Source organism: Pantoea sp. nfd-35 (assembly GCF_056892255.1).
The window spans coordinates 4137235-4158391 of record NZ_CP122403.1 but is presented as its reverse complement, the minus strand read 5'-3'; the positions used below and the strand labels follow the sequence as shown (position 1 = coordinate 4158391).

The 21157-nt window shown below is 54.9% G+C and carries 17 protein-coding genes; 10 read left to right on the top strand and 7 right to left on the bottom strand.

Annotated elements, in window-relative coordinates:
- Positions 1–143: 143 nt before the first annotated feature.
- From murQ to P9J57_RS19230, 3 genes are all read left to right on the top strand, one after another.
- Positions 144–1055 carry an N-acetylmuramic acid 6-phosphate etherase gene (murQ, locus tag P9J57_RS19240; RefSeq protein WP_104933746.1) on the top strand — a complete coding sequence of 304 codons (912 nt, stop codon included), beginning with the start codon at positions 144–146 and terminating at the stop codon, positions 1053–1055.
- The gene (gene murP, locus P9J57_RS19235; RefSeq protein WP_072137747.1) at positions 1055–2488 is read left to right on the top strand and encodes a PTS N-acetylmuramic acid transporter subunit IIBC; all 1434 of its coding nucleotides are present in this window, start codon (positions 1055–1057) and stop codon (positions 2486–2488) included. The genes murQ and murP overlap by 1 nt, the downstream gene beginning before the upstream one ends.
- 322 nt (positions 2489–2810) lie before the next feature.
- Positions 2811–4355 (top strand): methyl-accepting chemotaxis protein, encoded by a 1545-nt coding sequence (locus P9J57_RS19230; RefSeq protein WP_014595079.1) that lies wholly within the window; start codon positions 2811–2813, stop codon positions 4353–4355.
- Here P9J57_RS19230 and P9J57_RS19225 read toward each other — a convergent pair.
- Entirely contained in the window at positions 4352–5317 is a 966-nt protein-coding gene (locus tag P9J57_RS19225; protein ID WP_014595080.1) for an AraC family transcriptional regulator, read from the bottom strand. The genes P9J57_RS19230 and P9J57_RS19225 overlap by 4 nt on opposite strands.
- A 104-nt stretch (positions 5318–5421) precedes the next feature.
- On the opposite strand from P9J57_RS19225, the gene P9J57_RS19220 reads away from it, so the two are divergent.
- Positions 5422–6609: an MFS transporter gene (locus tag P9J57_RS19220; protein WP_013024197.1), complete on the top strand. Its 1188-nt coding sequence runs from the start codon at positions 5422–5424 to the stop codon at positions 6607–6609.
- 214 nt (positions 6610–6823) lie between these two features.
- Entirely contained in the window at positions 6824–7033 is a 210-nt protein-coding gene (locus tag P9J57_RS19215) for a YdgH/BhsA/McbA family protein (protein ID WP_014606922.1), read from the top strand.
- Positions 7034–7574: 541 nt separating this feature from the next.
- On the opposite strand, the gene sbmA is transcribed toward P9J57_RS19215, so the two are convergent.
- Positions 7575–8822 carry a peptide antibiotic transporter SbmA gene (gene sbmA / locus P9J57_RS19210; RefSeq protein ID WP_014595081.1) on the bottom strand — a complete coding sequence of 416 codons (1248 nt, stop codon included), beginning with the start codon at positions 8820–8822 and terminating at the stop codon, positions 7575–7577.
- A 273-nt stretch (positions 8823–9095) separates the two neighbouring features.
- Between sbmA and P9J57_RS19205 the strand changes: the two genes are divergently transcribed.
- From P9J57_RS19205 to P9J57_RS19195, 3 genes are read left to right on the top strand one after another with little or no spacing between them, the layout of a single operon-like run.
- The gene (locus tag P9J57_RS19205) at positions 9096–9821 is read left to right on the top strand and encodes a gluconate 2-dehydrogenase subunit 3 family protein (protein WP_029570871.1); all 726 of its coding nucleotides are present in this window, start codon (positions 9096–9098) and stop codon (positions 9819–9821) included.
- 2 nt (positions 9822–9823) lie between these two features.
- A complete protein-coding gene (locus P9J57_RS19200) occupies positions 9824–11608 on the top strand; it encodes a GMC family oxidoreductase (RefSeq protein ID WP_013024201.1) in 1785 nt (594 codons plus the stop codon).
- A gap of 11 nt (positions 11609–11619) precedes the next feature.
- Entirely contained in the window at positions 11620–12930 is a 1311-nt protein-coding gene (locus tag P9J57_RS19195; protein ID WP_014606920.1) for a c-type cytochrome, read from the top strand.
- A 43-nt stretch (positions 12931–12973) separates the two neighbouring features.
- On the opposite strand, the gene P9J57_RS19190 is transcribed toward P9J57_RS19195, so the two are convergent.
- Both P9J57_RS19190 and P9J57_RS19185 read right to left on the bottom strand, forming a co-directional pair.
- Positions 12974–14383, bottom strand: coding sequence for an MFS transporter (locus tag P9J57_RS19190; RefSeq protein WP_013024203.1), 1410 nt, complete (start codon positions 14381–14383; stop codon positions 12974–12976).
- 355 nt (positions 14384–14738) lie between these two features.
- Positions 14739–16283 (bottom strand): methyl-accepting chemotaxis protein, encoded by a 1545-nt coding sequence (locus tag P9J57_RS19185; protein ID WP_014595085.1) that lies wholly within the window; start codon positions 16281–16283, stop codon positions 14739–14741.
- Between the two features lie 571 nt (positions 16284–16854).
- Here P9J57_RS19185 and yjdN point away from each other — a divergent pair.
- Positions 16855–17292, top strand: coding sequence for a VOC family metalloprotein YjdN (gene yjdN / locus P9J57_RS19180; protein ID WP_013024205.1), 438 nt, complete (start codon positions 16855–16857; stop codon positions 17290–17292).
- Positions 17293–17378: 86 nt separating this feature from the next.
- Here the strand turns inward: yjdN and P9J57_RS19175 are convergent, their stop codons facing one another.
- From P9J57_RS19175 to P9J57_RS19165, 3 genes are all read right to left on the bottom strand, one after another.
- Positions 17379–18245 carry a nucleoside-specific channel-forming protein Tsx gene (locus P9J57_RS19175; RefSeq protein ID WP_014595086.1) on the bottom strand — a complete coding sequence of 289 codons (867 nt, stop codon included), beginning with the start codon at positions 18243–18245 and terminating at the stop codon, positions 17379–17381.
- Positions 18246–18519: 274 nt separating this feature from the next.
- The gene (locus tag P9J57_RS19170) at positions 18520–19869 is read right to left on the bottom strand and encodes a sensor histidine kinase (RefSeq protein ID WP_026020989.1); all 1350 of its coding nucleotides are present in this window, start codon (positions 19867–19869) and stop codon (positions 18520–18522) included.
- Positions 19866–20525: a response regulator gene (locus tag P9J57_RS19165; RefSeq protein ID WP_014595088.1), complete on the bottom strand. Its 660-nt coding sequence runs from the start codon at positions 20523–20525 to the stop codon at positions 19866–19868. Before P9J57_RS19165 ends, P9J57_RS19170 begins: the two co-directional genes overlap by 4 nt.
- 224 nt (positions 20526–20749) lie before the next feature.
- Between P9J57_RS19165 and P9J57_RS19160 the strand changes: the two genes are divergently transcribed.
- Entirely contained in the window at positions 20750–21118 is a 369-nt protein-coding gene (locus tag P9J57_RS19160; protein WP_014606915.1) for a helix-turn-helix domain-containing protein, read from the top strand.
- Positions 21119–21157: the final 39 nt, after the last annotated feature.

Here is a 21157-nt window from a genome sequence, read left to right as displayed (position 1 = left end):
TTAGCAAGACAAAGGCTCAACGGTGGTTGGGCCTTTTTTTTACCCCGTTTTTATCACCGCAGAAAAAAACGTGGGCAGAGGATGAATTATTCATTCGTTGTGTTAAAAATATCCAGAATAAATTATTCCTGTGGAGGACGAGTGTGAAAATCGATCTCAGTCAGATGATCACGGAAGGGCGCAATCCGGCCAGCCAGCATATTGATGAAATGAGCACAGAGGCGATGCTGCGGGTCATCAACGAGGAAGACAAAAAAGTCGCTCTGGCCGTGGAGGCGATCGTGCCGGAGATTGCGCGCGCGGTGGAGGCGATCTGCGCGGCGTTCAGCGCAGGGGGACGTCTGATTTACTGCGGTGCCGGGACATCCGGCCGTTTAGGTATTCTTGATGCAAGTGAATGCCCACCAACCTTCGGAACGCCACGTGACCAGGTTATTGGCCTGATTGCTGGGGGCCATCAGGCCATCTTGCAGGCGGTAGAAAACGCAGAAGACAATGTGGAACAGGGCGCTCAGGATCTGAAGGCTATTCACTTTAGCCGCCACGACGTGCTGGTCGGCATCGCTGCCAGTGGACGGACGCCCTACGTATTGGGGGCGCTGGACTATGCCCGGCAGTGCGGTGCCTCCACGATAGCGCTGACCTGTAATCCACACAGCAAAATGGCTCAGGTCGCCGATATCGCCCTGACGCCAGTAGTGGGGCCTGAAGTGGTGACGGGATCATCACGCATGAAAGCCGGAACCGCACAGAAGCTGGTGCTGAATATGCTCACCACCGGAGCGATGATTCGTAGCGGTAAGGTTTACGGCAACCTGATGGTGGATGTTGAAGCCACTAACCAAAAGCTGGTGCAGCGGCAGGTTAACATTGTTATGCAGGCCACTGACTGTGATGAAGCCAGCGCCCGCTCGGCGCTGTCAGCCTGTGGCGGACACTGTAAAACCGCCATCCTCATGGTGTTGGCAGGATTAAATGCCGATGAGGCGATCGCGCTGCTCGCTAAGCACCAGGGCTTTATCCGCAAAGCATTACAGGATTCGGGAGCGCGCTAATGGCAAAAATGACCGATGCACTTCTGCACGATATCGTGCAGGCAGTGGGCGGCGCGGCGAACATCGTCGTATGCGGCAACTGTATGACGCGTTTACGACTGACGCTGAGACACAATCAGGCCGATATTGCCCGGCTGAAACGCCTGCCCGGCGTGCTGGGCGTCATCGACAGCGATGATCAGTTGCAGATAGTGCTCGGTCCTGGTAAGGCACAGACGGCGGCAGAACGGATGCAGGCCATCCTGGCGCAGGCGCAGGGCGATGCCGCGGTATTGCACCAGGTAGCGGCAGAACAGAAACAGCAGATAAAAGCCAGGCAGACTGGCGCGCTGCAGCAGTTCCTGGCACGCTTCGCCACCATTTTTACGCCGCTCATTCCGGGTTTTATTGCCGCAGGTTTACTGCTGGGGTTTGCCACCCTGATTGAGCAAAGCCTGCACCTGAGCACGCCTGGCGGTCATCCAGGCTGGCTGATTCAGGGCGTGGCCTATATGAAAGTGTTCGGCAAAGGGCTGTTTACCTTCCTCAGCATTCTGATTGGCTACAACGCGCAAAAAGCCTTTGGCGGCACGGGCGTAAACGGGGCCATCATCGCCTCGCTGTTTATTCTGGGCTACGTGCCGGATGCCAAAGTCGGCTATTACAGCGGTATGGACAGCTTTTTTGGTCTGGCTATCGATCCGCGCGGTAATATCATCGGGGTGCTGCTGGCGGCCATGTTTGGTGGCTGGCTGGAAAGGCAGCTGCGCACGATCATTCCAGACAATCTGGATATGATTCTCACCTCGCTGCTGACCTTATTGATCACGGGCGCGCTGACATACCTGCTGATTATGCCGGTCGGCGGCGAGCTGTTTAAGGGCATGTCATGGCTCTTTATCCACCTTAATAACAACCCGTTTGGCTGTGCGCTACTGGCCGGACTGTTCCTGATCGCCGTCATGTTTGGCATTCATCAGGGATTTATCCCGGTCTATTTTGCCCTGATGGAAACCCAGGGATTTAACTCACTGTTTCCGATTCTCGCCATGGCGGGTGCCGGTCAGGTCGGTGCCTCGCTGGCGCTCTGGTGCAAAGCGGAAAAGGGCGCGCTGCTGCGTGCCCAGATAAAAGGCGCTATCGTGCCGGGGTTACTGGGCGTGGGGGAACCGCTTATCTACGGAGTAACGCTGCCGCGCCTCAAACCTTTTATTACCGCCTGCTGTGGCGGTGCGGTCGGCGGGTTCTTTATTGGCTTAGTGGCATGGCTGGGGCTGCCGGTGGGCATGAATACCGTATTTGGTCCGTCTGGACTGGTCACGCTGCCGCTGATGACGTCGCATCAGGGGATTTTTGCCGGCATGGCTGTCTATCTGGGGGGATTGATCGTCGCCTGGGTTAGCGGCTTTTTACTGACGTGGTGGTTCGGCACCCGCAATGTCGACCTGCGCTGAATTGATAAATAAAACACGAAGAAAGCCTGTTAAGCAGGTCTGTAAAAAAATAAGGATGGGGAATCTGTTGCATCAAAACGTCCCTAACACTGTCTCGGGCTTACCAGTCTGCGTACTCAACCCGCTACGTTCGCAATGAATGATCGCGGTATAAATACCAAAAGCCGCCCTAAAGCGGCTTTTTAAATGCAACAAATTTGCGCGTAGCACTAAAGAGTCATTACGCAAGTGCCGAAAACATAAAAAAAGGTAATCTTTACCTTTTAACACTCACTCATTAACACTTCTGGTGTAAGTCTGACTGGTACGAGCAAGGACTCCTATGCGCAATAACCAACCTGTTTCCCAGCGTGAATATGTCTATGACGATCATGCCACACTGATGTCAACGACCGACCTGAATAGCTATATCACCTATGCCAACGACGCCTTTATTGAGGCCAGTGGTTTTACCTCTGATGAGGTAAAAGGGCAGCCGCACAATATGGTGCGCCATCCGGATATGCCACCAGAAGCCTTTGCAGATATGTGGGCCACCTTAAAACAGGGTGAACCCTGGACCGCGCTGGTTAAAAACCGGCGTAAAAACGGAGACCATTACTGGGTGCGGGCGAATGCCATTCCGGTGGTGCGTGACGGCAAGGTCCAGGGCTATATGTCCGTACGCACTAAGCCCTCAGCGCAGGAGGTTAAACAGTGTGAAGCGCTGTATCGCGATTTCCGCGAAGGACGCGCAAGGGGCCGCCAGTTTCACAAAGGGCTGATTATACGCAGCGGCTGGCGTCGTCTTGGATCGATATTAAAAACGTTGCCGCTCCGCTGGCGCATTCGCACTGCGTTACTGGCTGTCTTGCCGCTGTCGGTTGCGGGCGTCTGGGCATTGGGCGTTGCGCCACTGGCGCTGGCGGGCTTTACGGCCGGTATGGCCTGCCTGCTGTTGCTGGCCAGCCTGTGGCTCGAACAGCAGATCTCGCGTCCCATCGAGCGCATGTGCAGACAGGCGCTGCGTGTGGCAACCGGTGCCAGCCATCAGGTTGAGCAGATGGATCGCATCGACGAGGTAGGACTGACGCTACGCGCCATTGGACAGCTGGGGCTGATGTTCCGCTGGTTAGTCGATGATGTCAGTGGCCAGGCCATTAATGTGCTGAGTGCCAGTGATGCGATTGCCCGTAGCAATAATGAACTGAGTCGTCGCACCGAGCAGGCGGCGGCCAACGTACAGCAAACGGCCGCGACCATGAACGAAATGACTGCAACGGTAAAAAGTAATACGCAGACCGCACAGGAAGTGAGTTCGCTCTCTGTTAACACCAGTGAAGCGGCAAGCAAGGGCGGCGAGGTCATGAAGGAGATGATGGGAATGATGGCAGAAATCGCTGACAGCTCACAGCGCATTGCCAGTATCACCAGCGTTATCGACAGCATTGCTTTCCAGACCAACATCCTGGCGCTGAACGCGGCGGTAGAGGCGGCCAGAGCGGGTGAACAGGGGAAAGGGTTCGCTGTGGTGGCCGGTGAGGTGCGGAGCCTGGCACAGCGCAGCGCAAAAGCCGCCAGCGAGATTAAAGCGCTGGTTGAAACCAGCGCCAGCCGGGTCAATTCGGGTAACGAGCATGCGGGTGCCGCAGGCCATACCATGCAGGACATTGTGCAGCAGGTCCAGAACGTGACGTCACTGATCGGCCAAATCAGCGCCGCGACAGCAGAACAGTCCACCGCGTTGAGTGAAGTGAGCACGGCGGTGGAAGATCTGGACGATATTACCCATCAAAACGCCGCCCGCGTTCAGGAAAGCGCAGAAGCCTCAGGGCGCATGACGCATCAGGCTAACCGGCTGGTTGAAGCGATCAGCGTGTTTCGCTAAGACGCGACCGCCTGCGTGCCTGTATAGCCGGCACGCAGTGCACCGGGTGACTGGCCGATTATTCGTTTAAAGGCCCGGCTAAAAGCGGCCAGTGAACCATAGCCCAAATCGAAAGCGACCGTTTCCAGCGCCTCACCATGGTCGGCGATGCGTTTAACCGCCAGTCGCATGCGCAATTCGGTCAGGTAGCGCAGCGGCGTCATACCGGTGGCATGAAGAAAGCGTTCGGCAAATACCGAGCGTGAGCTACCGGCTTCGCGCGCTAAACGTTCTACCGTCCAGTTCTCGCCCGGAGAACGGTGCATGGCGGCAATGGCCTCACTCAGGCGCGGATCGCGCATCGCTTGCACCAGCCCGCTACTTTGCCCACAGCCATTTTCTACCCAGCCACGCACCACCAGGGCCGCAACCACATCCGCCAGACGCGAAAGAATCCCGGCGTGACCCGCGTGTCGGGTACGTGATTCACGCTCCATCGCCTCCAGCATTGGGCGAATCTCCGGGTAGTGTGACAGCAGCGTACTGACCAGCATGACGTCCGGCATCGTGTTGATCAGCGGCTGCATGCCGCCCAGTTCAAATGCCATGCTGGCGCTGAATAACAGGACGCTGTGGTCATCTTCACAGGCATCCGCCGGTGCCGTAATGGCACAGATACTGTCACAGATCGGTTTGCTCGCCATCGCGTCAATGCACTGACAGTCGGCATCCTCACTGGAGAGCAGGCTGTGCGGCTTACCGTGAGGGATCAGCAGGGCATCGCCACTGTTCAGCGTGAAAAGCGCGCCGGATGCGCCACGCACCAGCAGCGTACCGCGCCCGACAAAATGAAACTGGGCCCGTCCCGGAGAATCATTAAAGCGCAGGCCAAAAGGGGCGCTGACGGCAATGCGCTGGTAGTTAACGCCATACAGGCGCATGCCCATTAGCAACTCACTGGTCAACTCATCGTAACGGCTCATCACAGAAATCCAGACGAATTATCAAAAATGACGGTGTAACCATCATAGATCGTCTTGCTCATCCCCTCTATGCTCAGCACTACTTTTTTTTCCGGAGAAGCAACATGAGTCTCAACACTGAAGTGGCTGATGAGGTTTCCATACCCACTCAGCCAGCGTGGGGCGCCGTCTTTGCGATGTCGTTTGGCGTATTTAGCCTGATTACCGCCGAGTTTTTACCTATTAGTTTGCTGACGCCGATAGCGCGCAGCCTGAACGTTTCGGAAGGTCTGGCGGGACAGACAGTGACCGTCACGGCCCTGATTGCGCTTCTCACCAGTCTGACGGTAGGCAGCCTGGTCCGACGCATCGATCGCCGGGTGGTGATGCTGGCCTTCTCATTACTGCTCATCGTTTCCGCATTGATGGTGGCACTGGCCGCCAATCTGACCGTCATTTTGCTGGCGCGCGTCCTGCTGGGGGTGGCCATTGGTGGCTTCTGGACGTTGTCTACCGCTATTACCATGCGGCTGGTGCCCGCCGATCAGGTCCCTCGCGCACTCTCCATCGTGTTTAGTGGTATCTCACTGGCGACCATTATTGCGACCCCGCTGGGCAGTTATCTGGGCGGGCTGGTAGGCTGGCGAGCGATCTTCCTGTTTACGGCGGGCCTGGGCGCGACTTCCCTGCTCTGGCAGTTTTTCACCCTTCCCGCCATGCCTGCCGAAGGCAACGCGCGCAGCGGCGGTGTGCTGGCGTTGTTACGGATAAATGTCATGCGCTGGGGAATGCTGGCGGTGATCATGATGTTTACTGCCCACTTTGCTTTTTTCACCTATCTGCGACCGTTTCTGGAAAGCGTGGCGCGGCTTGACCTCAGCCAGCTGTCTCTGGTGCTGCTGGCATTTGGCATCGCTAACTTTGTGGGTACGTATCTGGCCGGTTATCTGGTGACACGTAGCGTATCACTGACGCTGAGCGGAATGGCCCTGCTGATGGGCGCGACGGCCCTGATGCTGGTGAGTTTTGGCCATACTGGCTGGCTGGTTGCAGGCGGTGTCGCGATCTGGGGCCTGGCGTTTGGTTCGATGCCGACGGGCTGGTCCACGTGGATTTCTCGTGCAGTGCCAGACGATGCTGAATCGGGCGGTGGGTTACTGGTGGCAACCATTCAGTTAGCGATTACGGTGGGCGCGGCGGCGGGAGGCTGGATGTTTGACTTACGCGGTGCAGGCGGCGTTTTCCTTGCCAGTAGCGCGCTGATGCTGGTGGCGGCAGTAACGATCTTTTCCCGCGTCAGGCATCACGGTTAATGAGACTCATGGCAGCGATATATGCTGCCTTTTTATTGCGGTCTGGTTTTTTAACCTTTTGTGTTTTAACAGGGCTAAACGTGCTTTTCAATTTCAGTTTTATTGAACAACTTAAGCAAAACCCTCTGCTTTTTTCTGATCAATATTCGGCCTATTATGTTTTCACACAAGGCAAAACGCCTTAAATAAACTGAAAATGACCGAGGAAATTATCATGAAAACTATCAAAACTTTTGCTGCTGTTATCGCCCTTGCCGTTCTTCCTGTTGCAGGCTTCGCGCAAACTGTGACAGCGACCGGTTCTACTCTGGACAGCACCGAAGCGAAAATTGCTGCGCAGGCGCAAGAAGCTGGTGCTTCCTATAAAATCACCGAAGCTAACACCAATAACGGCGTGCACATGACCGCTGAACTGCTGAAATAATGCTTGAAGTTGTGTGCTGACAGGACGCCTAAGGGCGTCCTGGCGGCGTTTGTGGATGCCCGCCGTTTCATCTTTTCCCTTCCAGGTTCCCCATCAGACTCCTTTGTTATTCGCCACTAAGCCTGTCAGCTGTGCAGACGCTTGCCTGATTTTTGGGCGCGATAACGTGCAGGCTTCTCCGCTGCGGCCGCGATTTCACGCGAAAGACGATTTGCTGCCATTAATAGCCAGGTGCAAGACAGGCTGGCCTCGGACGATCCCTGATGCAGCAAGACGGTAAGACCACGTAAGCCTGGTCGGACGACAGCCGATGGCAAAGTCCATCACGGGCTAAGGGAAGCAGAGCCTGGGCAGAAGGGGAAGACGTAAACCGCATCAGTAACCGGTTTACCGGTCTGCTGCGCTCAGCAAGTCGCCAGGTTCTGCTTGTCAGTCTGGATTGCGTGAAGCGCGGCCAACAATCCTGGCAGGCACCGACTCATGACTCTGGATTCGCGATAATTTGCCTGCGGCATGAGGCTGCCGCAGGCGAAGAGCCTGGTTATGACACGTCTTCTGAGGCGTCACGCATCATCTCACCGTGCGGCACGTCATCCAGAATCTGCTCAAAGCTGCGCAGACGTTTATAGATAGACATCAGCTCAACCAGCGTCGACCACGAGGTGATCAGGTACTGGAACGAGCTGCGGACCTGATCGAAAACGTTGGTTATCTGGTTAAGCAAACCCAGCGTTATCGTTCCGGCGACAATGGACGGGAACAACAGAAACAGTCCAAAGACGTTATCGACCTGAAGATAAAGAATGCGGCTGATGTTGAAGTAGAGATAGTGAAAATACAGACGGAAATAGTTAACCCGCACGTTGTTGAACAGCACTTTTACCGTGGGTGGTGTGGCACGGTCGGCGTTGTCTTCGCCGTAAACCAGCTCTTTACGATAAGCAGCTTCAACCCGTTGATTACGAAATTCGAGACCGGGGAGCTTAATCCCGACCAGCGCCAGCAGACCGGTACCGAACAGCGACCAGAGAACCGCAGCAATCACCAGCGCGTAAGGGAGATTCCCCAGAATCGGAATGTTTTCGACATGATGTGACAGGGCGATCAACACCGGCAGAAACGCCACCAGGGTCATAATGGCCTGGATAAAGTTCACGCCCCAGCTTTCCAGCGTTGTGGCAAAACGCATGGTATCTTCCTGCACACGCTGAGCCGCGCCTTCAACGTGGCGTAAGCGCTGCCAGTGGTGCATATAATAATTGTTCATTGCGGTACGCCAGCGGAATACCCAATGGCTGATGAAAAAAGCATTCATCACGCCAATAACGACCGCAATTAAGGCAATGCCCAAAAAGGCCATCACCTGAGCATAAAATTCGTTGATTTGAACCGAGCCGGCTTTCGTCAGCGCTTTTTGGATCAAATCATAAAAAGGGCCATACCAGGCGTTTACGGCAACGCCAACCTGCACACCAAACCAGGTGACAAAAATAATCAGTGCCGAACCCCATACCGACCAGCGTTGCCACGGATGGTTGTCAGTTAGTCGCCAGGCTATCGCGAAAATTGCCACCATCAGCCAGTAATAGGCATAAAACCACAACTCACCCGGCGCAATAAACCGCATTACCGTCGTGGGCAAGGGCTGCTTGATGGCGGCCTGAAAAGCAGGCCAAAAATGGGCCGGTAAATCGCTGGCAAAGCCAAACCAGCCAAAAATCGCCAGTAAACTCCAAAGGGCGGCCGAGCTGAAAAACAGTCCCGGTCGCGGGAAGAAAGACTTAAACATAGGTACTCCGCTGTTGTGTAATCGCTTTTATAACGTTTAAACGGCTATCTGTCTGTAGCCTGTTGTTTCTGAACATGACATCGACAAAATATATGTTAATGAAATTGTGCTTTTTTGTTTCCTTAAACTAAATGTTTATTGGCAATGGTGTTACACTTATATTCACTGTTACCGGTAACAGTTCGTTGTACCCGAAATCCGCAGATAAAAACCACTACAACGCACTCACTTCTCTTTTTCGTACCGCAGTTGATGCGGTGATGAGGCAATGTCATGTCAGACCAGAAAAAGGGTCATTCACGCAGGGATTTTTTGCTGAAGACCATCACCCTGGCGCCCGCAGTGGCGGTAGGCAGTAGCGCACTTGGTGCATTTTCTGCGCCCGTTCAGGCGGCTGCGCCCGCCGCACCCCAGTCTGCCCGAGATTATCAGCCCACCTGGTTTACCGCCGAGGAATTTGCCTTTATCAAGGCGGCCGTTGCGCGTCTGATTCCTGCTGATGAACGCGGCCCCGGCGCGTTGGAAGCAGGCGTGCCCGAGTTTATCGATCGTCAGATGAATACGCCTTACGCCACCGGAGCGAACTGGTATATGCAGGGGCCTTTCAATCCCGACGTCCCTAAAGAAATGGGCTATCAGCTGCCGCTGGTGCCGCAACAGATCTACCGTCTCGGTCTGGCTGATGCCGATCATTACAGTCAGCAGCAGCACGGTAAGGTGTTTGCCCAACTCGACGCCGGGCAGCAGGACGCATTATTACAGGCCATGGAGAGCGGCAAAGCCGGTTTCCGTCAGCTGCCCGCCAACGTGTTTTTCTCATACTTATTGCAGAACACCCGCGAAGGCTTCTTTAGCGATCCCATCCACGGCGGCAATCAGGGCATGGTGGGCTGGAAGCTCATCAACTTCCCTGGCGCACGCGCCGACTTTATGGACTGGGTAGAGCGCGGTGAACGCTATCCGTTCCCGTCAGTGTCGATTCGTGGAGAGAGAAGCTGAGCATGGCAAATGAATTAAAGAAAGTGGATGCCGTGATTGTCGGCTTTGGCTGGGCGGGCGCCATTATGGCCAAAGAGCTGACCGAAGCAGGTCTGAACGTGCTGGCGCTGGAGCGCGGTCCACATCGTGATACCTATCCGGATGGTTCTTACCCGCAGTCGATTGATGAGCTGACCTACAACGTTCGCAAAAAGCTGTTTCAGGACCTGTCTAAGAGCACCGTCACCATTCGGCACGACGCCTCACAAACGGCCGTGCCTTACCGCCAACTGGCGGCCTTCCTGCCCGGTACCGGAACCGGCGGCGCCGGGCTGCACTGGTCGGGTGTCCATTTCCGGGTTGATCCCGTAGAGCTGAAGCTGCGTAGCCACTATGAGGCGCGCTACGGCAAAAACTTTATTCCTGAAGGCATGACCATTCAGGACTTTGGCGTGGACTACCAGGAGCTGGAGCCGTTTTTTGATAAAGCTGAAAAGGTGTTTGGCACCTCCGGTAGTGCCTGGAGTATTCAGGGCAAGGTCGTCGGCAAAGACAAAGGCGGTAACCCCTTTGCGCCCGATCGCTCTGACAACTTTCCACTGCCCGCGCAAAAGCGTACCTGGTCGGCTCAGCTGTTTGCCCAGGCCGCCGAGTCCGTAGGTTATCACCCTTACGATCTGCCGTCGGCGAACACCTCTGGCCCCTATACCAATACTTACGGCGCCCAGATGGGGCCGTGCAACTTCTGCGGCTACTGCAGCGGCTACGCCTGTTATATGTATTCCAAGGCATCGCCGAATGTGAATATTTTGCCTGCGCTGCGTCAGGAGCCAAAGTTTGAGCTGCGTAACAATTCTTACGTGCTGCGCGTCAACCTCACGGGTGATAAGCAGCGTGCGACCGGTGTCACCTATGTCGATGCGCAGGGCCGTGAGCAGGTGCAACCGGCGGATCTGGTCATTCTGTCTGCCTTTCAGTTCCATAACGTCCATTTGATGCTGTTGTCCGGCATTGGTAAACCTTACAACCCGATCACCAACGAAGGTACGGTAGGGCGCAACTTCGCCTATCAAAACCTGTCGACGTTGAAAGCGCTGTTCGATAAAAACACCACCACCAATCCCTTCATCGGTGCTGGCGGTGCAGGCGTCGCCGTGGATGATTTCAATGCCGACAATTTCGATCATGGTCCGCACGGCTTTGTTGGCGGGTCGCCGTTCTGGGTGAACCAGGCGGGCACCAAACCGATCTCGGGGCTCCCCACGCCGACCGGCACGCCAAACTGGGGCAGTCAGTGGAAAGCCGCCGTGGCGGACACCTACACGCACCACCTTTCCATGGATGCTCACGGTGCGCACCAGTCTTACCGCGCTAACTATCTGGACCTGGACCCGAACTACAAAGATGCCTACGGCCAGCCGTTGCTGCGCATGACGTTCGACTGGCAGGACAACGACATCAAAATGGCGCAGTTCATGGTGGGGAAAATGCATAAAATCGCCGAAGCCATGAATCCTAAAATGATCATTGGCGGGGCGAAGAAGCCTGGTACGCATTTTGACACGACCGTGTATCAGACAACCCACATCAGCGGCGGCGCGATTATGGGTGAAGATCCCAATACCAGTGCGGTGAACCGTTATCTGCAAAGCTGGGATGTGCCGAATGTGTTCGTTCCCGGCGCTTCAGCGTTTCCGCAGGGGCTGGGATATAACCCCACCGGCATGGTCGCCGCACTGACCTACTGGTCGGCGAAAGCGATTCGGGAACAGTATCTGAAGAATCCGGGTCCCCTGGTGCAGGCATAAGGAAGATGGTGATGAAAAACGGTATTTTAGCCCTGGTGTTGGGCAGCCTCGCCTTCGCCGCCCTGGCGGATGACAGCACGGCCGATCGGGTTAAACGCGGTGAATATCTGGCGCGCGCGGGCGACTGTGTAGCCTGCCACAGCAGTGAAGGCGGCAAGCCCTTTGCAGGGGGATTGCCGATGGCCACGCCGATTGGCACGATCTACTCCACCAATATCACGCCGGATAAATCGACCGGTATTGGTGACTACAGCTACGACGACTTTCAGAAAGCCGTGCGGCACGGTATCGCGAAAAACGGCGATACGCTCTATCCCGCTATGCCTTATCCGTCTTATGCCGTGGTCAGCGATGAAGACATGCAGGCGCTGTATGCCTACTTCATGCACGGGGTTGCCCCGGTCAGTCAGGCCAACAAAGAGAGTGATATTCCCTGGCCCCTGTCAATGCGCTGGCCGCTGGCGATCTGGCGCAACCTGTTTGCACCGGATGTAAAGGCGTTCCAGCCTGCCGCGCAGGAGGATGCGACGTTGGCGCGTGGCCGTTACCTGGTAGAAGGTCTGGGCCACTGCGGTGCCTGCCATACGCCGCGTAGTTTTACCCTGCAGGAAAAGGCGTTAACCAATGCCGGGGGAACGGATTATCTGGCGGGCAGCAGTGCGCCGGTTGACGGCTGGACCGCAAGCAATCTGCGCGGAGATAACCGCGATGGTCTGGGCCGCTGGAGTGAAGATGACCTGCGCCAGTTCCTGCGCTATGGGCGTAACGACCACACGGCGGCATTTGGCGGCATGGTGGACGTTGTCGACCACAGCCTGCAGCACCTGACGGATGAAGACATCACGGCCATCGCCCGCTATCTGAAGTCGCTGGGTGCCAAAGATCCGCATCAGGTGGCGTTTAGCGTGGATGACGCGACGGCCAAAGCCTTATGGAAGGGCGACGACAGTCAGACGGGCGCCGCGACCTATGTGGACAGCTGCGCAGCCTGCCATAAAACCGATGGCAGCGGCTATAAACGCTTCTATCCTGCGCTGCGGGGCAATCCTGTGGTGATGGCAGACGATCCGACCTCGCTGATTCACATCGTGCTGGTTGGTGGCGAACTACGTGGAGTAAAAGGCGCGCCTTCAACCATCACTATGCCGGCATTTGGCTGGCGTCTGAACGATCAGCAGGTCGCAGACGTGGTGAACTTTATTCGTCGCAGCTGGGGCAACAATGCGGCGGATAACGTGACGGCGAAGCAGGTGGCTGCCCTGCGTGAAGAGGTCAAAGATCGTCAGGGCAATGCAGATATCAAGGTGTTAGAAGGGAAGTAGACCTCAGTGTTTCAGCCTTCCCCGCAGGGGGAAGGCTGAATGTTCAGATATGTTCCAGCCTGATACCGCGCGTCTTAGGCCCGAAAACGCCCACCGACAGCATCACCATCAGCATACTCAGCACGATAAACGCGATAACGCCATGCGTGCCGGCGTACTGTAAAATCACACCGATCAAAAGACTGCTGAATGCGGTTGATAACCGGCTGAACGAGTAGCAGAAACCCACTGCCCGTGCGCGGATGTGCGTGGGGAAAATCTCGGTCTGATAGGCATGATAGCTGCAGGTCAGCCAGGCATTCGAGAAGGTGATCAGGAAACCGCAAATAATCAGCAGTACCGGGTTGGTTTGCAGGGCAAACAGCGTACCGAATACCACCGTCATGAGCGAAGAGAGAACGATTTGCCATTTGTTTTCGAGCTGGCTGGTAAAACTGCCACAAATCAGCGATCCAATCGGGTAGGCAAGCGTGATAAAAAACGCATACAGCAGGCTGTGGGTGATCGACGTTCCCTGACCGGACAGCAATGCCGGCAGCCAGTTACCAAAACCATAAAAACCAATCGCCTGAAAGAAGTTCATGACCACCAACATAAGCGTGCGCTTGCGATAGCGGGCTGACCAGATCTCCCGAAAGCGGCTCTTCTCCGGTTTCTTGTCTGAGACGGACGGCTTCGTCAACGGCAGGCCCGGGGCGATGCCGCACCGTTTTTCCATTTTCGCCATCACCTGATGGGCCTCATCGACGCGCCCCTGCTGCACCAGCCAGCGCGCGGACTCTGGCAGGTTTTTGCGCACAAACCAGATCACCAGTGAACAGACCGCACCGGCAATCACCACCCAGCGCCAGCCTTCCAGCCCAAGGATATTTTGCGGCATCAGCCACCACGACATGAGCGCAACGGCAGGCACCGACAGGAACTGGATAAAAAATGAAAAGGCAAAAGCCCGGTTACGCAGGTGAGTGGGCACCCATTCACTCAAATAAGTATCAATGGTGACCAATTCTACGCCCAGCCCAATCCCCACCAGAAAGCGGCACAGGATCACCATCTCCGCGCTGTGCTGAAAAGCCATGAGCAGTGAAAATACGCCGTACCAGGCCAGGGCACAGATAAAGGTCAGTCGACGACCAAAGCGGTCGGCAAGGGGCGTGAGCAGGCTGGCGCCAACAAACAGCCCCAGGAAGGTAGCGGAAGCAAACGCAGCCTGATCGGTAATGCCCAGTATCCCGGCACTGCCCGCGTGAAAGATACCGGCCGCCAGCAAGCCAGTGCTGATATACCCGGTTTCAAACAGATCGTAAAGCTCAAAGAACCCGCCCAGCGCCAGCAGCGAGATAAAGCGCCATAAACCGACAGAAGAAGGTAGCGCATCAATGCGCTCAGCTAAGCTGGTGTTGGCCGACGATGCCGCCGTCGGTGCTATCCCTGTGATGAAGGCTGGTGTCATGTAAGGTGAACCTCATGTCAGGATGATTGCCATTCCCGCTACAGGCCGTGATGTGTTTTGAAAGCGTTGCCCATTCGCGAGCCGTGAAGCAGCAGAATAATCAATTACCTGATTCTTGCCGACAGGAATAGTGATGAATTTTTAGCAACGCATATTGCAGTATTGACTGGGACGGTTTTTAGGGCAGAACGGCAGGCGGCCGAGGTAAAGGCACAAGAGCCGGTCAGGGCACAAAGGCGCGGTCAGCCGTCACCACGATTGGCGGGCCGGTAAAGGCCAGGCACTCACAGGCTGACGCCGCGCCGCACAGAGTCTGTTTCCCGCTCAGGCCTGATCACCCGAGCGGGAATCCGTTTTAGACGCCAGACAGGCGGAAAGCAGAAACGGAGTGGGTCAGGTGCTGAGCCTGCTCTTCCAGCGAAGCAGCCGCGGCGGCCGACTCCTGGACCAGCGCGGCGTTTTGCTGCGTCACACCATCCATCTCAGTGACCGCCTTTTCAATCTGGCTGATACCGTGATGCTGCTCATCGGACGCGGTTGAAATGTGGTCCATCAGCTCGTTCACCCGGCTCACCGAGGAAATAATCGCATTCATCGCCTCGCCCGTGCGGCTGACCTGATCAGAACCCACGCGAATCGTCGCGACCGATTCGGCAATCAGCCCTTCAATTTCTTTCGCCGCCACGGCGCTGCGTTGCGCGAGATTACGCACTTCACCGGCGACAACGGCAAAACCCCGGCCTTGCTCACCGGCGCGCGCCGCTTCGACGGCGGCGTTCAGCGCCAGAATATTGGTTTGAAAAGCAATGCTGTTAATAACGCTGGTAATATCCTCGATCTTCTTCGAACTTTCATTAATTTTGGCCATTGAGACGATAACCTGCTGAGAAACCTTCTCGCCGGTTTCTGCGTTCTGTACCGCTTCGTTAGCCAGACGGCAGGCTTCAAACACGTTGTCCGTGTTCTGTTTAACGGTTGCCCCTAACTGCTCCATGCTGGCCGCCGTTTCCGTTAGCGCCGCAGCTTGCTGCTCGGTACGGGACGCCAGATCGATATTACCGCTGGCAATTTCCTGTGAAGCACAGGACACCGCGTGGGTTGAGTGGCGCACCCGGATAATAATGTCCGTCAGAGACGTCCGCATTTGCTCCATCGAGCTCATCAGTTGCTGAATTTCGCTCTTCGAGCCGATTTTGACCGGCACCGGGTGATCGAGCACGCCTGCTGCAATCTCGCTGCAGTGCGCTTTTGCGTTATTGAGCGGCGATAAGATATAGCGTCTGACAAAGATCAGTATCGCAATGATGATGGCCAGGAATAACAAGCCAAACACGATGAGCAGCGTGATCCCGGATGAAAAGTTGCCCTGGGCGTCAGTATTCAGTTTCTTCGCATAAGCCTCGTGTTGGGCCAGCACCTGATCCAGCACGATTTCATACTGCCGGTCGAGGCGGACTACGTTGGCAATTTGATTTTTAAAGCGCTGCTGATCGCGGGCTTCGGCCGCTTCAATCAAGGGTTGAATTCCCTGATCGCGATAAGCCAGATAGGCCTGACGATAGCGGTCTGCATCGGCCTCTTCACCCGGAATGCGTGGCGCACTCAGATAAGCCTGAAAGGCAGCATCGGCTTTAGCCGCGACGCTTTTCACGCTGTCCAGAGAATAGCCGCCCTGCGGGCCGTCGTTCTCAATTTCTTTCATGTATTCCATCAGCCGTACGCGTAACGTTCGGCTGTGGTTGATAGGATCGATAACTGATAACACTACGCGGATTTCTTTATTAACCGCATTTAACGACGCGTTGCTCCGGGCCAGTAACCAGATGCTGACCGATATGCTGATAAGAAAAAGAATTAACAGGAACGACAAAACCAGTAGTGAAGATTTTTTTAACGACATTACGCAGTCCTGAATAGGGGATTATGGACTGATATATCGGCATCAGGAGGGTAAATATTTAGTGGGAACGTGCTGAAATTAATAAACAATAAGGTGGGTAAAAGATGAGCGAAATAATGAACCAGATGATTCAATATTATTACCTGATGATCTTTTCTGCCGGTTCGGTTATTTCGCCCTTTACGTTAGATAACCTGAGTTTTAGGGCCAGACAGATTTAACAAAGCCCGAACGATCGGCGCGTGCACAGGATGACTGCTGGCGATAAACAGCACGGCGCAAGAGGTGATGTATCGTAACGCGTTATAAACTGGCCTTTTATTTCATCATTCGACGGTCATGCTTTGTTATTATTGCCATGACAATAATATCTGACAGGAAATCACGCTTTTATTGTTGTCAGGTCTGGTCCTGTTTTATTTGTAAAATCAACAGAGAAAAGGCTGACCTACGTCAGGTAAATAATCCGAATGATGAATCTTTATCCGGTTATCGTCGTCAACCCTGACCTGTCGTCTACACTTATTACATCGTTATAAGGAAGTCTCTACTCACCGGTATCGAGGTAATAATGCAAGTATGTCCCTATTTGTTTCTCTATGGTCGCTGTGAAGAAGCGATAGAATTCTATTTGCAGGCAACGGGTGGAAAACTGCTGCAAAAAATGACGTTTGGCGATATGCCGGAGCAGGGTGAACAGGTGGGCGATCGGTCCGCTCCGCCGTTGCCCCCTGAGAAAATTATGCATGCGCACCTCCGCATTGGTCAGGGTGAGCTGATGATGAGTGATGGCAATCCCCATCAGCCTCCGGCCTCAGAACACGCGGGCTATGCCGTGAGTCTGGCAACCAATGATGCAGAGCAGGGTAAGGCATGGTTTGAAAAGCTGTCTGCAGGCGGGAAAGTCACTACGCCATGGCAGGAGACGTTCTGGTCTAACGGCTTCGCCATGTTTATCGATAAATTCAATATTCCATGGCGCATCAACGTGGTAAAACCCGACGCGTAATACGCTGCAGTCTGTAAAGACGCGAGGCCTTCCCCATGGGAAGGCCTCAACGTTTGCCGCCACCTCTTTTCGCGGTGCGACAGCAATCAGAAGTTATAGCCAGCGACCAGGTAGTAACCCCAGCCTGTGGACTTGATTTCAGACGCGCTTTCACCAAATCCTAACTCCTGACCCGCTCCCCACTGACCGCCGTTATGAAAATAACGGGCGACGGCCGAGAAGTGCCAGTGATCGTAACCCAGCGACAGGATATGGCTGGAGGCGATTGAATTGCTGGTGCGAATCGGGCCACTCTTTTCGCGTAAGTCTGAACCCCAGTCGAAGTTGGTAAAGCCTACGTAGCCAAGGTTACCGCCCCAAAGAGTGGTGATTGGCACAAAATATTTCACTTTGAAGCGATAGCCATCCCAGCTGTTTTCATTCGCTGCACCGTAGTTTTCCCACTGGTATTTGGCATAGACGTTAAGCGACAGACCGATATCGCTGTGCGTATCGATGTCGGTGCCCAGGCCCATATACCAGGTATTCTGACGGTTGGCGCTGTTGCGGCCCATATCGTAGATATAGTTGTTCGCGAAGTACCACTCTTTAAACGGACCAAAGGCCAGGCTGGTGCCGGTCAGTTTATCAATGGAGAAACGCGGCTCAATTTCCATGAACAGCGGCGAACCGTGGTCGAAAATGCCGTTAGCATTGCTGTTGCCCACGCCAAAGAAGTTCGGCAGATCAACGTAGCCGTAAAAATCAAACCAGTCTTTTTTCGCAAACGCTTCATATTCCAGATAGACGTCATTATTGAACTGCGGTCCGAAGCGAGTATGGTAACTGCCCACCACGTTTACGCTCTGATGCCACCAGTCGGAAACGTACTGGGGAGCATTGTCAGCAGCCTGCACTGCACCGTTTAAGGAACCTGCCAGCAGGGCGCCTGCCATTAACGTTTTAAATTTCATTATATTTTGACCACTGGTTTTTATGCGCAAGACAATCGTTTGCGCGCTGTTTGGAAATCAATCCCAAAGGTTGGGCAGTAATGTACTCAGGCCGCCTGTTTTAGTTAGCGTAGCGTGCCTGTAACAGAGAGATAGAAAATAGCTTTTGGTCACATTTGTCAAAATGTGTTGCATAACAATTCATCAATATTGTGATGTTTGTCACAATATTGTCTCAGGCGAACGGAACCAGGCAACCGTTTACGTTGTCTGGTTCCGAATCAAACAGCGAGGATCAGGGAAAAGTGACGCGGACCTGAAAACCGCAACGCACACCGTGCGGATTCAGGCAATTGGACAGGGCAACGCGGATATGATGTTTGTGCGCCACGCTTCGTACAATAGACAAGCCTAACCCGCTCCCCTGGGCTTTAACATCCGGGGCGCGGGCAAAGCGATCAAACGCGCGTTCAATAAACGACTCCGGCATGCCAGGGCCGTTATCGACGATATCTACCACGGTTTGCCCGTCAACACGGTGCAGCAGGACATCCACCAGGCTGCCTTCAGGCGTATGAAGCATGGCATTGCCAATCAGGTTATCAAACAGGCTTCGCAGCTCCGATCGTCCGGCCTGCAACTGGTAGTGCGTGGTGCCGCTAAAGCCAATGTCGATACCGCGTTTATCTGCCACCACCATGAGCTGCTCAATGCTCTCTTTCAGCACATCTTCCAGCGCGATAGTTTCGAGGCTGGCGACAACCGACTGATCTTCCCAGCGTGACATATTCAGCAATTGGGTCACCAGATGGCGGGTGCGGGTCACGCCCGATTCCAGTTGTGCAAACTGACGACTGGCCTCGCCAGGCTGAATATGCTGCCGCAGGTTCTCCAACTGCAACGTAACCGCCGTGACCGGCGTCCGCAATTCGTGCGCGGCATCTTCCATAAACTGGCGCTGTGAAGACCAGGCCGCACGAAGTTTATCCAGCAGCGAATTATAGGCGGCGACCAGCGGCTGAATTTCATCAGGCAGGCTTCCCGGTGAAACGCTGTGTGGGTGATGGGCATCCTGCGCGGCAATCTCCCGGGAGGCAACGCGCAAATCCCGGGTGATTTTGCGCACGACCAGCCAGATAACCAGTAATGACAGCGGCATCATTAAAATCAGCGGAATAATCGCCGACAGCGCCCGCCTCACCATCATTTCTTTCATGTAGCTGAGATTGAGCATCACCTGAATGGTCTTTATCTCGCTGCCGGGCTGGCCGGAGCGGGTATAAATTCGCCATTCGCAGTCGTGGCAGCCGCCGATCTGCACATCTTTGTAGCCGTTTTCGGCCTGTAACGGCGCGTGCAACTCAGGCCAGGAGCTGGAGCGTAGCTGACCTTTGGCATCCCACAGCTGAATGACGAAGGCGCTTTTGATCTTGTGCGCTGGCGCAATAAGCGGCATCAGCGGAGGGATTTCGCGATTCACTGACCAGGCATCGGCCAGCTTGGCGAGCTGCTCATCCTTGATGACGCCCACCATTTCACCGTAGCAGCTAAAGAAATACCAGGCCACGCCGCCAATCATCAGCAAATGAATGACCAGTAACGTACTGAGTAATTTATTCCGTAACGATCGCATAAAGATTTTCATATTGCCGGTACTCGCCAACCCAGTCCGCGCACGTTGCGGATCACATCATTATCCAGCTTGCGCCGCATGCCGTGGATTAATACGTCTACCGCATTGCTGCTGACTTCTTCGCCCCAGCCATAGATGCGGTTCTCTAACTGCTCGCGTGACAGGATGGCACCGGGCCGCTCCAGCAGCGCATAGAGCAGGGCATATTCCCGGGCGGTTAACTGCTCACGTTGCCCTTTGTACAGGACTTCGCGCGTCAGCATATCCAGTTGAACATCCCCGCTGCCCAGCACCGAATCGGCGGAACCGTGATGGCGCCGGGTAATCGCACGCATGCGGGCCATGACCTCCTGAAGATCAAAAGGCTTAAGCAGGTAGTCATCCGCACCATAATCCAGGCCCTGTACGCGCTGAGCGACCGTATCGCGGGCGGTAAGGATCAAGACCGGTGTGGCATCCCCGCGCCCGCGTGCCCGTCTCAGCACCTGCAATCCATCGTCCCGGGGTAAGCCAAGATCAAGCAGGACGCAGCTGTAGCCGCCTTCGCTCCAGGCGTTTTGCGCATACACGCCATCGCGTACCCAGTCAACTGACCAGCCTGCCGCTTCCAGCGCCTGCTGCAAATTCGCGCCGATCATTTCATCATCTTCGACCAACAAAACGCGCATGGATGATGCCCTCCCGAAAAATGGCAACAGTGTAGCGCTGGATTATTAGCGCAGAATTATTGGGGCGCTCAGCCTGCTAAAAGGCCGGGGCGCGCCGGATGCCTGTACCTAAAGAGGCGATTTTACCGCTTTGCTAATTCTGCGCTAATTTTTCGCTAATTAAGGGATAAATTTAACGCGCTACAGTGTGTTCCCTGCACATCTGCTTTAACCAGGAGAACACCATGAATCAGCGCGAGTTTATTCGTAGTTTGCTGGAATGGATAGAAAGCAATTTAGGACACGATCTGCATCTGGACGAAGTTGCTCGCCGCGCGGGCTATTCCCGTTGGCACCTGCAACGGTTATTTCGCCAGCATACCGGCTTCTCACTGGCCGAGTATATCCGTCAGCGCCGTCTGACCGAGTCGGCCCTGACGCTGCTTAACAGCAACGAAGCGATTTTACAGGTGGCGATGAGCTATGGGTTTGATACCCAACAGGCCTACACCCGAACGTTTAAAAACTATTTTATGGTCACGCCGGGTCAACTGCGCCGTCAGCGCCGGGTAGAGCCAGATCGTTTATTATTCCCTTATGCCATGGCAAGTTAGTCTCTGTATGGACATTCCCATCCGCGAACTTGTGGGAAT